General features: G+C 71.3%; 13 protein-coding genes and 2 pseudogenes. 3 read left to right on the plus strand and 12 right to left on the minus strand.

Annotation, left to right across the window (positions count from 1 at the left end):
- Positions 1 to 17: 17 nt before the first annotated feature.
- Positions 18 to 221 carry a hypothetical protein gene (locus AQJ91_RS54275; RefSeq protein ID WP_199847834.1) on the minus strand — a complete coding sequence of 68 codons (204 nt, stop codon included), beginning with the start codon at positions 219 to 221 and terminating at the stop codon, positions 18 to 20.
- Positions 222 to 274: 53 nt separating this feature from the next.
- On the opposite strand from AQJ91_RS54275, the pseudogene AQJ91_RS00600 reads away from it, so the two are divergent.
- Together AQJ91_RS00600 and AQJ91_RS00605 are read left to right on the plus strand one after the other, a co-directional pair.
- Positions 275 to 820: pseudogene (locus AQJ91_RS00600) on the plus strand (PP2C family protein-serine/threonine phosphatase); the annotation flags it as partial.
- 28 nt (positions 821 to 848) lie between these two features.
- A complete protein-coding gene (locus AQJ91_RS00605; RefSeq protein WP_067014541.1) occupies positions 849 to 1,199 on the plus strand; it encodes a 5-carboxymethyl-2-hydroxymuconate Delta-isomerase in 351 nt (116 codons plus the stop codon).
- On the opposite strand, the gene AQJ91_RS00610 is transcribed toward AQJ91_RS00605, so the two are convergent.
- The 3 genes from AQJ91_RS00610 to AQJ91_RS00620 form a co-directional block, all read right to left on the minus strand.
- Positions 1,196 to 1,885: a TetR/AcrR family transcriptional regulator gene (locus tag AQJ91_RS00610; RefSeq protein WP_107122309.1), complete on the minus strand. Its 690-nt coding sequence runs from the start codon at positions 1,883 to 1,885 to the stop codon at positions 1,196 to 1,198. The genes AQJ91_RS00605 and AQJ91_RS00610 overlap by 4 nt on opposite strands.
- 101 nt (positions 1,886 to 1,986) lie before the next feature.
- Positions 1,987 to 3,951: a hypothetical protein gene (locus AQJ91_RS00615; RefSeq protein WP_067014548.1), complete on the minus strand. Its 1,965-nt coding sequence runs from the start codon at positions 3,949 to 3,951 to the stop codon at positions 1,987 to 1,989.
- 49 nt (positions 3,952 to 4,000) lie between these two features.
- Entirely contained in the window at positions 4,001 to 4,501 is a 501-nt protein-coding gene (locus AQJ91_RS00620) for a tetratricopeptide repeat protein (RefSeq protein WP_067014551.1), read from the minus strand.
- A gap of 126 nt (positions 4,502 to 4,627) precedes the next feature.
- On the opposite strand from AQJ91_RS00620, the gene AQJ91_RS00625 reads away from it, so the two are divergent.
- The gene (locus tag AQJ91_RS00625; RefSeq protein WP_067016016.1) at positions 4,628 to 5,044 is read left to right on the plus strand and encodes a hypothetical protein; all 417 of its coding nucleotides are present in this window, start codon (positions 4,628 to 4,630) and stop codon (positions 5,042 to 5,044) included.
- Positions 5,045 to 5,117: 73 nt separating this feature from the next.
- Here the strand turns inward: AQJ91_RS00625 and AQJ91_RS00630 are convergent, their stop codons facing one another.
- From AQJ91_RS00630 to AQJ91_RS00665, 8 genes and pseudogenes are all read right to left on the minus strand, one after another.
- Positions 5,118 to 6,614: a DUF1996 domain-containing protein gene (locus AQJ91_RS00630; protein WP_067014555.1), complete on the minus strand. Its 1,497-nt coding sequence runs from the start codon at positions 6,612 to 6,614 to the stop codon at positions 5,118 to 5,120.
- 201 nt (positions 6,615 to 6,815) lie between these two features.
- Positions 6,816 to 7,469, minus strand: a complete 654-nt coding sequence (locus tag AQJ91_RS00635) for a response regulator transcription factor (protein ID WP_067014558.1) — start codon at positions 7,467 to 7,469, stop codon at positions 6,816 to 6,818.
- Positions 7,454 to 8,731, minus strand: coding sequence for a sensor histidine kinase (locus tag AQJ91_RS00640; RefSeq protein ID WP_067014561.1), 1,278 nt, complete (start codon positions 8,729 to 8,731; stop codon positions 7,454 to 7,456). The genes AQJ91_RS00635 and AQJ91_RS00640 overlap by 16 nt, the downstream gene beginning before the upstream one ends.
- Positions 8,732 to 8,783: 52 nt before the next feature.
- Positions 8,784 to 9,812, minus strand: coding sequence for an NAD-dependent epimerase/dehydratase family protein (locus tag AQJ91_RS00645; protein ID WP_067014564.1), 1,029 nt, complete (start codon positions 9,810 to 9,812; stop codon positions 8,784 to 8,786).
- A 72-nt stretch (positions 9,813 to 9,884) separates the two neighbouring features.
- Positions 9,885 to 10,463: a winged helix-turn-helix domain-containing protein gene (locus AQJ91_RS00650; RefSeq protein ID WP_067014567.1), complete on the minus strand. Its 579-nt coding sequence runs from the start codon at positions 10,461 to 10,463 to the stop codon at positions 9,885 to 9,887.
- Positions 10,464 to 10,826: 363 nt separating this feature from the next.
- Positions 10,827 to 11,033 (minus strand): annotated as a pseudogene (locus AQJ91_RS00655) (hypothetical protein); the annotation flags it as partial.
- A gap of 124 nt (positions 11,034 to 11,157) precedes the next feature.
- Positions 11,158 to 12,186: a glutamine synthetase gene (glnII, locus tag AQJ91_RS00660; protein ID WP_067014572.1), complete on the minus strand. Its 1,029-nt coding sequence runs from the start codon at positions 12,184 to 12,186 to the stop codon at positions 11,158 to 11,160.
- A gap of 299 nt (positions 12,187 to 12,485) precedes the next feature.
- Positions 12,486 to 12,935, minus strand: coding sequence for a MarR family winged helix-turn-helix transcriptional regulator (locus AQJ91_RS00665; protein ID WP_067014575.1), 450 nt, complete (start codon positions 12,933 to 12,935; stop codon positions 12,486 to 12,488).
- Positions 12,936 to 12,975: the final 40 nt, after the last annotated feature.

The raw sequence follows: 12,975 nt of genomic DNA on the forward strand, positions 1-12,975 counted from the left end.
GGGTGGGGCGGACCCGGTCACGGGCCGCCCCACCCGTGTTTGGTCCCGGACTGGCGGAGATGGACGGCAACGGCAAGCAGACGGACACGACCGTGATGGTCGTCGACGACGTGGCGGCCAGCCGCTATGCCATGGTCGCCGTGCTCAGCCGCGCCGGCCACCGGGTCGTGCCGGTCGCCAGCGCGGGCGAGGCGCTGGTCGAGCTCGACGTACGGCTGCACGCGGGCGTCCTGCCCGATGTGGCGCTCGTCGACGTCGGACTGCCGGACATGGCGACGGGGTGCTCACCGCCGTCGGGGACGTCGTCGGGCACTCGCTGGACGCGGCGACCGTCATGGTCGAGATCCGGCACGCGCTGCGCGCCTTCTGCGTCGAGAACAGCGCCCCCGGCGTGCTCGCCGAACGGCTCGACCGGATGCTGCAGCACTTCCACCCCGACGTCACCGCCACGGTGTGCCTGGCCCTGGTCGACCCCGGCAGCGGGCGCACCCGGATCGCCAGCGCGGGCCACATTCCGCCGCTGATCGTGCGGGAAGGAGGCGGCGCCGACTATGTGAAGGTGTGCGGTCCGCTGCTCGGGCTCGGTCTGGAGCGGCCGGAGCCCTCCGAGGTGTTCCTCGCCCCCGCCGACCGCCTCCTCATGGTCACCGACGGCCTCATCGAGACCCGCGGCACCGACCTCGCCGTCTCCCTGCACCACCTCCGCACGGCCGCCACGGGCGCCCCGCCCGGCCTGGACGCCCTGTGCGACACCCTGCTGGGCTGTTTCGGGCGGGAGCGGGACGACGACATCGCGATGCTGGCGTTGCGGTTAGGGTGACTTCTGTTGACCTAGAACAGGAGTGCCCATGCCGCAGATCACCGTCGACTACTCGGAGCAGCTGGCGGACGACTTCGACCGGCCCGGGTTCGCGCGAGCCCTGCACACCGCCGTCGTGGAGATCGCGGCCGCGAAGCCGCCGGCGTGCAAGACGCAGTTCCGCCGGACCGAGGACACCACGGTCGGCGACGACACCGCGGGCCATGCGGTCGTGCACGTCACCCTCGGTCTGCTGGCCGGCCGCACCGACGAGACGAAGGTCCAACTCACCGAGGCCGTACTGGAGTTGCTGCGCCAGTACGTGAAGCCCGCCGAGGGCCTCGCGCTGCACGCCTCCGCCGAGGTACGCGACCTCGACCCCTCCTACCGAAAGTTCTAGGACGCCAGGGAGATCAGCCGGGCCGCCAGGTCGCTGAACGAACCGTCGGCCGGCTCGTCCTTGAGCATGCCCCTCAGCAGCGCGGTCATCTCCTCGTCGTACGCGGCGCTCACCGCGGCCAGCGCGGCGAAGTCGTGCACGAGCTGCACCTCCAGCTCGGCACGCGGGATGCGCCGGCCGTCCAGCCAGATCAGCGCCGTCGACTCGGCCAGCGAGATCCAGGAGCGGATCACGAGCTCCAGACGCGCGGGCGGGTTCTCGATGCGCAGATGCGACAGGATCTGGACATAGGCGGCCTGGCGTACGGAGTCGATGAGCGCGTTCGTCGCCGTCGAGCCGACAGCCGGGCCGCCGCGCATCAGGGCGGAGAAACCGGGCCCGTGCTCTTCGACGAAGTCGAAGAACCGGTGCATCACCCGCAGCAGCCGTGCCCCCAGCGGCCCCTCCCTCGGCTCCACGAACCGGCCCGCCAGTTCCTCCGCCGCACGCTTCAACGCGGCCTCGTACAGGCTGAGTTTGCCGGGGAAGTAGTGGTAGACCAGCGGGCGCGAGATGCCCGCGGCGGACGCTATCTCGTCGATGGAGACATCGTCGGGCGAGCGCCGGCTGAAGAGTTCGAGGGCGACGCCGATCAGCTGCTGCCGCCGCTCCTCGACTCCCATTCTGCGGCGTACCCCGGTAGTCATGCGAACACCTTACCGATCGATTCCGGCCCCGAACGGACCGGACCGATCATGTATGTTCACATGTCCAGCGCCAACACCCGCTGCATCAGCCGGCGCTCTCCCTAACGCAGGGCGTTGATCGACCGCCCGTCCTGAAGCGTCCCCTTCAGCCCGGCCTGCGCCCCCTGCTCGGCCCGCACCGCCAGCAGATTCCCCTGCCCGGCGCCCTCGACCCCGCCCGTCGTCCGGATCGACGCCGTGTCCCGGCTGCCCGCGGCCAGCAGATACCAGCCCCCGGCCTTCGACTTCCACAGCACCCCGGCCAGTACGTGCGGATCGCGCGACCCGCACGCCGGGGCGTTCTCGGCCTTCGCGGCCACCGCCCCGTGCGCCCCGCCCGGTGTGTGGAACTGCGCCAGCACGCGCGGGCCGCCGCCCCGCCAGGTCTCGGCCCGGGTGCACACCCAGTCCGCGGTACCGCTCGCGTCGGGCAGCGGCTGCTCGGCGTACGCCCAGGCGTTCACCGACCGCACGCCCCGGGCCCGCGCGTCGGCCAGCGAGCAGGCGAACGGCGCCCAGGTGCGCAGCGCCTCGGCGCCGGACGCGTCACGGGTGGCGCCGGGGCGGCCGGTGGTGAGGCGGGCCGGGACCAGCTCGCCGAGGTCGGTCGAGACACGGGTGCCGGCGTCGGCGGTCAGCTGGAGGACGTTCCACGAGGTGCACGCGCCGTCCTGCCGGGCGGCCGGGCTGGCCAGCGGCGCGGTCACCCCGTCGGTCAGCCCGAGGTCCATGGCACCGGCGCCCGGCTTCAGCAGGTCACGCTCGGCGGCCTTCGTCACCCAGGGCGCTGTCAGATAGCGGACGTTGCCGTCGGCCCGGCCCAGCACCAGCGCGCTCGCCTCGGACGCGGTCGCGCCGTCGACCCGCGCGAAGTCGAGGACGGCGCCCTGCGTGCCCTTCGTCGGCTCGGCGTAACGGGCGATGCGCAGACCGTCGTACAGGATCACCACGCGCGTGTTGTCGACGGTCCCGGCGTAGAGGAGCTGCGGCGGTCCGGCCGGGCCGCCGGACGGGGTGCCGGGGGTCACCGAGACCTGGACCGTCTCGCCGGGGCGGGCCCAGACGGCGAGGGCGCGGCGCAGCAGGGCCTTGTCGCCGGTGAGGTCGCCGCGCGCGGGCCACACCGAGAAGTCGGTGCGCGCCGAGGTCCGCCACGCGGCCGCCGGGACCTTCGTCAACCTGCCCGGGTCCAGGGCGGCCTCGGCGACCGGGTTCTGCGCGTAGGCGGGCGCGGCCGCGCCGTCGGGGGCCCAGCCGTCGCCGGGCAGGCCGAGCAGCGCCCCGCACACGACGAGGGCGGCCCCGGCGGCGAGCGCGGCCTTCATGTGCTGGCGGCGGCGCATCAGATCGGTGGGCCGGGCGTGCAGGGAACAGGGGTCGAACTCGGGGGAGTCCAGCAGCGTGTACCGCGCGTCCACGGCGTCGGCCTCGTCCAGCGCCGCGTCCACGTCGTCCACGCCGGCCGCGGTCAGTACCCTGCGTACGTCACCGTCGGGGAGCTTCTCCAGACCGCACAGGACGTACGCCGCCCGGGCCGGGCCGGAGAGGGCTGACAGTCGCTGGTCCAGGGCGAGTTCGTCGGCGCCGCCCGAGCGCGGGAAGAGGCGCAGGCCCCACACCTGCGGGAGCAGCGGCGGCAGCTGGGACCGCTTGGGCCACGCCCTGCGCCGCAGCGGCAGGCCCGCCTCCAGTGCCGTACGCAGCACCCGGAGACGCACGAAGGCGTACCCGGGATCGCCGTCGCGGCCCTCCCCCACTCTCGAATTCGCTCGAGCGGGGGGACCCCCATTCTGGGCCGGGACGACGGGCGTCGACGTCCGGCCTCTGGGCAGGGCGCGCTGGGTGAGGGAGTGCGCGGTCAGGACACGCCGGTTGCGGCCGAGGCTCGGCGGCAGTACCAGGTAGGCGAGCCGGACGAGCCGGGGGTAGTGCTCGACGAGCGCGGCCTCGGCCTGCTCGACGTCGACGACCGGGTCGGTGAAGGCGTGGGCGGGTGCGGGGCGCGGGGCGACATCCTGTGACTGCACGTTCAGCAGAACGAGCGAATCGGTGGTTGGTCACCGCCACCCGGGTGACTCAGCCGGCCGGCTCGACCAGTGCGCGCGCGTAGTTGGCCATCGACCGTTGATAGCGGGGCAGATGGGGGGCCAGGGCGCCCAGGACGAGGGACAGACCCTCGCGGTCCCGGCCGAGGCTGGACAGGCAGAGGGCGAGACACGCCCGTACGGCGTCGTCCAACGCGTCGGAGGGCGCGTCCAGTTCGGGTGTCAGCAGCTTGACGCCCTCCTCGGCCTGCCCGATGTTCCGCAGCGAGCTGGACAACTGGATCTTGGCGCGGCGGCCCTGGTACCCGGTCAGCCCCAGAGCCAGCGCCTCCCGGTACAGCGGCACCGCCCTGTCCGAGTGACCCGTCGAGTCCCAGGCGCAGGCCTGCTCGAAGGGGCCCAGCGGGCTGTCGTCGGGCAGTTCGGCGACGAGGGCGTCGATCACGGCCCGGAAGTCGGCCGCCTCCGCCTCGGCGTAGTCGTCGAAGGTCGCCCAGGCGGCGGTCACTCGGTCTTCCCAGTCTTGGTTCACCGGCCCACAATCGCACGGGCGTGCTCACTCGGGCACCGGATTTGAGCGCACCGCGCGTCACGGCCGTATCTGAGGTGAGGCCCCTCGCCCGGGGCCCACTGCGGCATGCACGGACCGGAGGAACAGATGAGGTTGACCCGACCGAGGCTCGCGCTGGCCGGCGCGGCGGCGGTACTGGCGCTGGCGGGCTGCGGATCCGGCGGCGACGAGGTGCCGGAGGCGGCCACCGGGAGCCTGGAGCACCTGGCCGCCGAGGCGAAGTGCGAGCCGAACATGCAGACCGACACCGACACCATCCGCCAGGCCATCTGCAAGAAGGGCAAGGAGAAGTACATCCTCGCCACCTTCGCCACCGACCGCGGCCAGCGCGAGTGGATCAACACCGCCAAGGACTACGGCGGTTACTACCTCGTCGGCCGCAAGTGGGTCGCCGTCGGCCACGACGACGTCGTCACGGAGCTGCGCGGCACGCTCGGCGGCACCCTGGAGCAGGGGACGGACCACAGCGCGGACTCCGAGCACGGCTCCGAGCACAGCGGCTGACCGTACGGACGGACACAGCAGAAGGCCGGTGACGGGGAATCCCGCCACCGGCCTTCCTCACTGGGTCACCGGGTCACTGGCATTCCTGCCCGGTGTTGATGCACTGGACCACCTGGTTCATCAGGTTGTCATCCATGACGTTGATGAAGTCGTTGTGGTCGGTGATCGGCTTGTGCAGCTGCTCCGGGAAGCCGTCCACCGCGAACGGGTTCTGGATCTGTCCGTTCTCGATGACCGGGGCCGGGGCGTCGTACACCAGTCGGATCTGCAGCTGGGGGATCGCCTGGAAACCGTTCGCGCAGGTTCCGTCCGCCTGGACGAAGTCCACGTGGTCACGGTGGTTGGCGCTGTCGATGTTCTGACCGTCCCAGCAGCTCTGGAAGTTGGCCGTGCGGACCACCTGGCTGCCCTCGGGGCAGATCGGGTACTTGTCCGTCAGCTGCCTGTCCTCGAAGCCGGTGCAGCTCATGGAGGCGTTGGCGTTCGCGTCGCCGTTGGTGAACGCGTTGGCCGCGCCGGTGATGATGCGCAGGAACCGCGGCATCGCGACGACCTCGCTCGCCTTGTTGCCGACGAACTTGATCTCGGCCTGCTGGGCCTTCAGGACCTTGCCGACGTTGCCCTCGAGGCCACCGCCGAGCTCGTTGGCGTCGAACTCCTGGGTGCCGTCCTGAATACGGAGCACCGGCCAGTAGTAGGTGGACTTGTCACCCTGGTTCTGGCACGAGGTGTCCGCGTTCGCGAGGTCCTCGTCGCTGGAGAAGGCGTCGTTGTCCTGGTTGCCGACGTAGTCGTGCAGGTGGTGCGCGCCGTTGTCGACACCCGGGGCGACGATGAGGTTGTCGGTGTTGAACTTGTTGTTCTCGTTCACACCGCAGGACGTGGTGAAGGAACCCGTCGAACCACCGTCCCCGTTCGCCTTGAGACCGTTCCCGTTCGCCGGGGGCGTGTTGGGCTGGACGGTGGTGATGTCGACGAAGTCGGCGGCAACCGGGCCGGCAGCACCGTTGCCGTTGTCCCCGACCTGGCCCTGGTCCTGGCCGTTGTCCTGGCCCTGGTCCTGACCGTCGCCGTTCTGGCCGTCGCCGTTGTTGACCTCGTCGACCCCCATGCCCTTGCACTCGGCGAGCTGCTCCAGCCCGTTGGGGGCCTGGCCGCCCACGCGCCGGATGTTGATGCCGATGCGGTCGATGGCCGCGGTCCGCTTGGACTTCAGCGGGCCGAGGATCGCGTTCTGCACGAATCCCGAGTCACCCGCCTGGGCCTGACGCGTCGACGCGAGCCGGGTGTAGGCCTCGGTGACCTGCTTGTCGAGGTTCGCCAGCTCCTGGTCGACACCGGCGCGCGCCTTCTCCGGCACGTCGCGCAGCTCTTGACCGACGTCAGGACACTGGATCGTGGCGATCTGCGCACCGGCGGCCTTGATCTGGTTCTGCCCCGAGCCCGACTCATGGGCCGAGGCGTAGAAGTTGGCCCAGACAAGCCCGCCCCCACCGAGCGCTAGGGCCGCCGATGCGGCAATGGCCTTGGTGGCCAGCGGCGTACGGCGTTTTCTTGTTGTGCGTCCCATGGAACTCCTCTGACTTCCTTGCGGGGCATCGAGGCGCCCGACAGGAGTGAAGCGGCTCCCATCCATACGGGCGTGGTCCCACGAGTGTTCAGCCGTCTCAGAAATTGATGAGAGGTTCGGAAGACATTCCACCCTCAACTGCCCAATAAACACCCCGAGTTGTTGATCCCTTACGGCAGGTGGGCGAGCGGCGGTCCGCTTTCAGCGGCCGTGGTCGAGATACGCGAGAACCGCCAGGACGCGGCGGTTGTCGTCGTCCGACACCTCCAGGCCCAGTTTGGCGAAGATGTTGGCGGTGTGCTTGGCGATCGCCCGTTCCGTGACGACGAGCTTGCCGGCGATGGCCGCGTTCGACCGCCCCTGCGCCATCTGCTCCAGCACCTCCAGCTCGCGGGGCGTCAGCCGCCCCAGTGGCTGGTCGTCCGCCGCGCGCCGGCTGAGCAGCTGCTGGATCACCTGCGGGTCCATGGCGGTGCCGCCCGCCGCGACCCGTCGTACGGCGTCCACGAACTGCGCCGCGTCGAACACCCGGTCCTTCAGCAGATAGCCGACCCCGCCGGTGCCGTCGGCGAGCAGCTCACGGGCGTACAGCTGCTCGACGTGCTGCGAGAGCACGAGCACCGGCAGCCCCGGCCGGTCGCGGCGGGCCTGCAGTGCGCACTGCAGGCCCTCGTCGGTGTGCGTCGGCGGCAGGCGTACGTCGACCACGGCGACGTCCGGCTCCAGCTCGGCCAGCGCGCGGGCCAGCTCGGGCCCGGTCTCCACGGCCGCCGCGATCTCGAAGTCATGGGCCTCGAGGAGCCGGACGAGTCCGTCGCGCAGCAGGAACAGGTCTTCGGCTAGGACAACGCGCAAGGGATCTCCATGGTGACCATGGTGGGACCGCCCGCGGGACTGCTGACGGCCAGGACGCCGTCGAATGTACCCAGTCGCCGCTCGACTCCGGCCAGCCCCGAACCGGCACCGATCCGGGCGCCGCCCTTGCCGTTGTCGGTGATCGAGACACGGAGCATGGTGTCGGCGTGATGCAGGTCGACCCAGATCCGCTCGGCGTCGGCATGCTTCACCGCGTTGGTGAGGACCTCGCTGACCGCGAAGTACGCCGCCGACTCCACGGGCGCCTCCGCCCGGCCGGGCAGCTCCACGTTCACCTCGGTGGCGATCGGCAGCCGCAGCGCCAACGCCCGTACGGCGTCGCCCAGCCCGCGCTCGGCGAGCACCGGCGGGTGGATGCCGCGCACCAGGTCGCGCAGCTCGGCGAGCGCGTCGGCGGAGGACTTGCGGGCCTGGGCGAGCAACTGCTTGGCTTGCTCCGGATTCTTGTCGAGGAGCATCTCGATGGTGCCGAGGTCCATGCCCATGGCGACGAGCCGGGCCTGCGCGCCGTCGTGCAGGTCCCGCTCGATGCGGCGCAGTTCGGCGGCGGAGGTGTCGACGGCGTCGCGGCGCGTCTCGGTCAGCACCCGGACCCGCTCGGACAGTTCACCCTGGTTGGCGGCCAGCACGGCCCGGGTGAGCCGGAAGTGGGCGTGCAGCAGGCGCGTGGTGAAGAAGTGGGCGAACACGAGGAGCACGGCGCCCAGGACACCGGCGACGACCGCGGTGACCTGCCCGGTGATCGGCACGAAGAGATACCAGTACGTGCCGCCCGTCGCGTCCGTGAACACCCGCCACAGCCCGGCCGCCAGCGCGAACCCCTCCAGCGGATACAGCACCAGCACGGCCGGCAGCAGAGCGGTGACGAACCCCGCCGTCATGTCGACCGGCAGCCACCGCAGATCCCGCCAGGTCGCCGGATCACCCAGCATCCCGAAGGTGCGCGTCCAGGGATTGGCGCCCTCCGGTATCGGCCGGTACGCCGACGGGATCCGCACCCCGCACCACTGCGCCGCGAGAAGTCGCCGCCAGTCGGCGAACGCCCGCACCCCCGTGAGCACCCAGGGTGTCGTCACGATCCCGACCCCGATCGGGATGAGCGCGACGGACACCAGGGTGAGCGTGAAACAGAGCACCGCCCCCGGCAGTGCCACCAGAGCCAGCCCGAGCCCCCGTGCCGCCGCCGACACCATGCCCCGCGCCCTGCTGTCGCCGCCGCTCTTCTTCGTCTCTGTGGTCATGCCGTCAGTCTCGCGGAGGCGGGGGACGGGGTCACTGGGCTTCGCCCCCCGGTCAGGGGGTGGTGCCAGATACACCGTCCGCTTCCTCGGCGGCCGCGAGGACCTTCGCCTCCAGCTCCGGGCCGATGCCCTTCTCCGGCCGGTCCGGGCGGTGGGGCGCCGTGCCGCCGATGTCCTGGAGCCAGCGCCAGGTGTCGGCGACGGTCTCCGCGACGGGCCGGCAACGCAGCCCCGCGGCAAGGGCCTTGGACACGTCCGCGCCGTGCAGGGCGTCGTGCAGCTCGCTGCCCGGCGGCACCCACACCGGCAACTGGACCCACGGCTCGATGCCCGCGTCGAGGACGACGTCCGGGTCGGTCCAGCGCAGCTCGGCCGGACCGCCGGTCGCGGCCACACACGCCTCCAGCAGCGAACCCATGGTGGCGTGCCCGCGTGGCCCGATCAGGTTGTACGGTCCGCTCAACTCCCGCTCCACCGCCCCGAGGACCCACTCCGCGAGGTCGCGCACATCGACGTACTGCAGCGGCAGATCACGCGGCCCCGGCGCCAGCACCGCCCCGCCGCGGGCGATCCGGGCCAGCCACCACGGCAGCCGGCCCACATCCTCGTAGGGCCCGAGGATCAGCCCGGCCCGCACCAGCACCGAACGGTCCGCGCCGAAGGCCTCGACGGCGGCCAGCTCGCCGCCCCGCTTGTCCTCGGCGTACTCGGTCTGCTCCGCGTCCGCCGCGGCGCCCTCGACCAGCGGCGCCTCCTCGGTGTACCCGGCGGCCGGGGGCCACGCGTACACCGAGCAGCTCGACACGTACACATACCGCCCGGCGCGGCCCCGCAGCAGCCGCGCCGTGTCCCGCACCGCCCGGGGTGCCGCCGACCAGGTGTCGACGACGGCGTCCCACTCGCCCTCGGCGAGCGCGGCCAACCCCTCGGGCGCCGTGCGGTCGCCGAGCAACGACCGGGCCCCGGCGGGCGGTTCATGCTGCCCCCGGTGGAAGACGGTCACGTCCCAGCCGCGCCCGAGCGCCGCCTCGACGACGGCCCGCCCCGCGAAGTGCGTACCACCCAGCATCAGAAGTCTCATGCCAGTGACTGTGTACGACGGATCCGTGGGACGGAACGGCAATCTGCCCTCAGCAGAAGCCCGGAGAAGCCGTCACCGCCCGGCCGGCGGAGCGTACTTGTACCCCACCCGCCGCACCGTCTGGATCACGTCCCGGCGCTCGGCGCCCAGCTTCCGCCGCAGCCGCGCGATGTGGACGTCGACGGTGCGGCCGTCGCCGACGTGGCCGTACCCCCACACCGTGCCGACCAGCTGGTCGCGGCTGTGCACCCGGTGGGGATGCGCCACGAGATGCGCGAGCAGCTCGAACTCCAGGTAGGTGAGGTCGAGTTCACGCCCGTCGACCTCGGCGGTGCGCTGCACGGTGTCGACGCGGACGAGCGGCGCGCCGCCCGAGTCCTCGGCCTGCGAGGGAAGGCCCGGGACGCCGACCGGCAGGAACGGCGGCTGCTGGTCGGCCGGGACGAGCACGAGGTAGCCGACCATCGGCGGCTGCCCCGGCAGGACGGGCAGGCTGTGCTGGGGTGCGGGCAGCCAGGTGGCACCCGGCGGCAGAAGGTCCGCGTCGTCCGGGGCGGCTACGCTGCCGTCCCGGACGACGGCACGCAGCCGGTGGCGCGAGCCGTCGGGGAAGAGGGCGTCGGCGGTGGACAGGGAACGAGTGGTCGCCATGAGAGGTCAGCTCTTTCGCGCGAGAGGTTCGTCGGGAGAGTCGACGGCCGCCAGATCGTGGTCGGGCTCGTCGAGGGACGTACGTCGAGGCGCGCGGGCCGAGGGCCGGGGTGTACGGCTCTAGCGGGCCGGCGCGTTCGTCGCGCGGCAACACACCCGGTCGAAGTCGTGATGCTGACGGGAGGGCCAGAAGGGCTCGAGGTCATGGCGACCCGTCGCGGAGATCTTCTGGAAGCTGGCCATGCCCCCATTGAAGCAGAAGCGCCCCCCGGTCAGTCGCCCCTCCTCTCACACCTAGGACACCTGCCGTGCGCGTCAGCCCTCCAGCCGCCGGTGCCGGAGCAGCGGGGCGACGGTGATCGCCTGCGCGAACACATCAGGGATGTCCGGTATCCGATGCACCACCAGGAACCGGTCCCCCGCACCTCCGATCCGCTCCACCAGCTCCCGCAGCCTCCCCCACTCTCGACTTCGCTCGAGCGCGGGGACCCCCATCGCCGAAATCCTCGCGTGCGTCTGCCAGTTCTCCGTCTCGGCCTTGATCCCCAGGCCGTCCCCGCCGATCACCATGCCCCCACGATGACACGCCCCACTGACAACGCGATCATCCGGCCGGTCCCCGTCCCCATGGCACGGCACACAGAAGGGGCGCCCGCCATCTCGGCGGGCGCCCCTTCCGGGAAGAAGCGGGGGATCAGACCTGGCCGGCCTTCTCCAGCGCGGAGCAGCACGTGTCGACGATCAGGCGGGTCACCATGTACGGGTCGACGTTGGCGTTGGGACGGCGGTCCTCGATGTAGCCCTTGCCGTCCTTCTCGACCTGCCACGGGATACGGACCGAGGCACCGCGGTTCGAGACGCCGTAGGAGTACTCGTTCCACGGGGCGGTCTCGTGCAGACCGGTCAGACGGTCGTCGATGCCGGCGCCGTAGTTCTTGACGTGGTCGAGCGGCTTGGAGCCCTCACCGAGCGACTCGCACGCGGTGATGATCGCGTCGTAGCCCTCGCGCATCGCCTTGGTGGAGAAGTTGGTGTGCGCACCGGCGCCGTTCCAGTCGCCCTTCACCGGCTTCGGGTCCAGCGTCGCGGCGACGCCGAAGTCCTCGGCGGTGCGGTAGAGCAGCCAGCGGGCGATCCACAGGTGGTCGGAGACCTCCAGCGGGGAGACCGGGCCGACCTGGAACTCCCACTGGCCGGGCATGACCTCGGCGTTGATGCCGGAGATCGCGAGACCTGCCTTCAGGCAGTTCTCCAGGTGGGCCTCGACGACGTCACGGCCGAAGATCTCGTCGGCGCCGACACCGCAGTAGTAGCCGCCCTGCGGGGCGGGGAAGCCGCCCTTGGGGAAGCCGAGGGGGTAGCCGTCCTTGAAGAACGTGTACTCCTGCTCGATGCCGAAGATCGGCTCCTGAGCCGCGAACTTCTCGGCGACCTCGACCAGCGCGGCACGGGTGTTGGACTCGTGCGGCGTCATGTCGATGTTGAGGACCTCGCACATGACGAGGATGTCGTCGCCGCCGCGGATCGGGTCGGGGCAGGAGAAGACCGGCTTGAGGACACGGTCCGAGGAGTGCCCCTCGGCCTGGTTCGTGGAAGAGCCGTCGAAGCCCCAGATCGGCAGCTCGGCACCCTTGGCACCGTCCGCCATTATCTTCGTCTTGGAACGGAGCTTGGCCGTCGGCTCGGTGCCGTCGATCCAGATGTACTCAGCCTTGAAGGTCACGGGCCACATCCTTCGGGGTGGGTCTCTAGGCGCACTTGCGGGTGCTGCGGCGCTGCGGCACTGGGGCGCCGCTCTTGTTGCCCGCGAGCCTGTCAACAGGCGATTTCCCGATCATTGCTCGAATGTGAACCCCGTGTTACCTGGTCGTTCTGTGGTGCGACTCACGTTGTGAGGGCGGGCGCGGCCGGGGGGAGGGGTACAGAAACTCGACAGAGACCCGTTCACGACGGTACTGCGACCGTGGATCGAGGCGGGTGCGGCGGCTCGTATGCGATGCGGTTGACGAGAGGTTCCAGGGGTCAGTCACCCTGGGCGGCCGCCTCCCGCACCCCGCCCAGAAACCCCCGGATCGAGGCCAGCTCCCGCTCGTCGTACCCCCGGAGCAGCTCCACGGCCCGCCCGATCAGCGGTCCGAAGTGGGCCCACCCGAGCTCGACCGCCTCCTCGCTCACCTCGATCACGACCTTGCGCCGGTCCCGCTCCCCGCGCACCCGTCGTACGTGCCCGGCCCGCTCCAGCCGGTCGACCAGCGCCGTGGTCCCCGCCGAGTTGATCCCGAGCGCGGCCCCGAGCCGCCCTGCCGTCATCTCCTCGCCCGCGCGGGAGGCGTCCATGAGGGCGATCAGGGCACGGACGTCGGTGGGGTGCATGCCGTTCCGGTTCGCGAACCGGGCGGTGTGCAGGCCGAGTTCGACCGTCACCGCGCGCAGCAGATGGACGATCTCCATTTCGGGCCCCGGCTTGTGCATGCTCCGCCTCCGACTATCATCTCGCCCAACAAGTATCTCG

The sequence above is a fragment of the Streptomyces dysideae genome (genome assembly GCF_001514305.1).
Classification (GTDB): domain Bacteria; phylum Actinomycetota; class Actinomycetes; order Streptomycetales; family Streptomycetaceae; genus Streptomyces; species Streptomyces dysideae.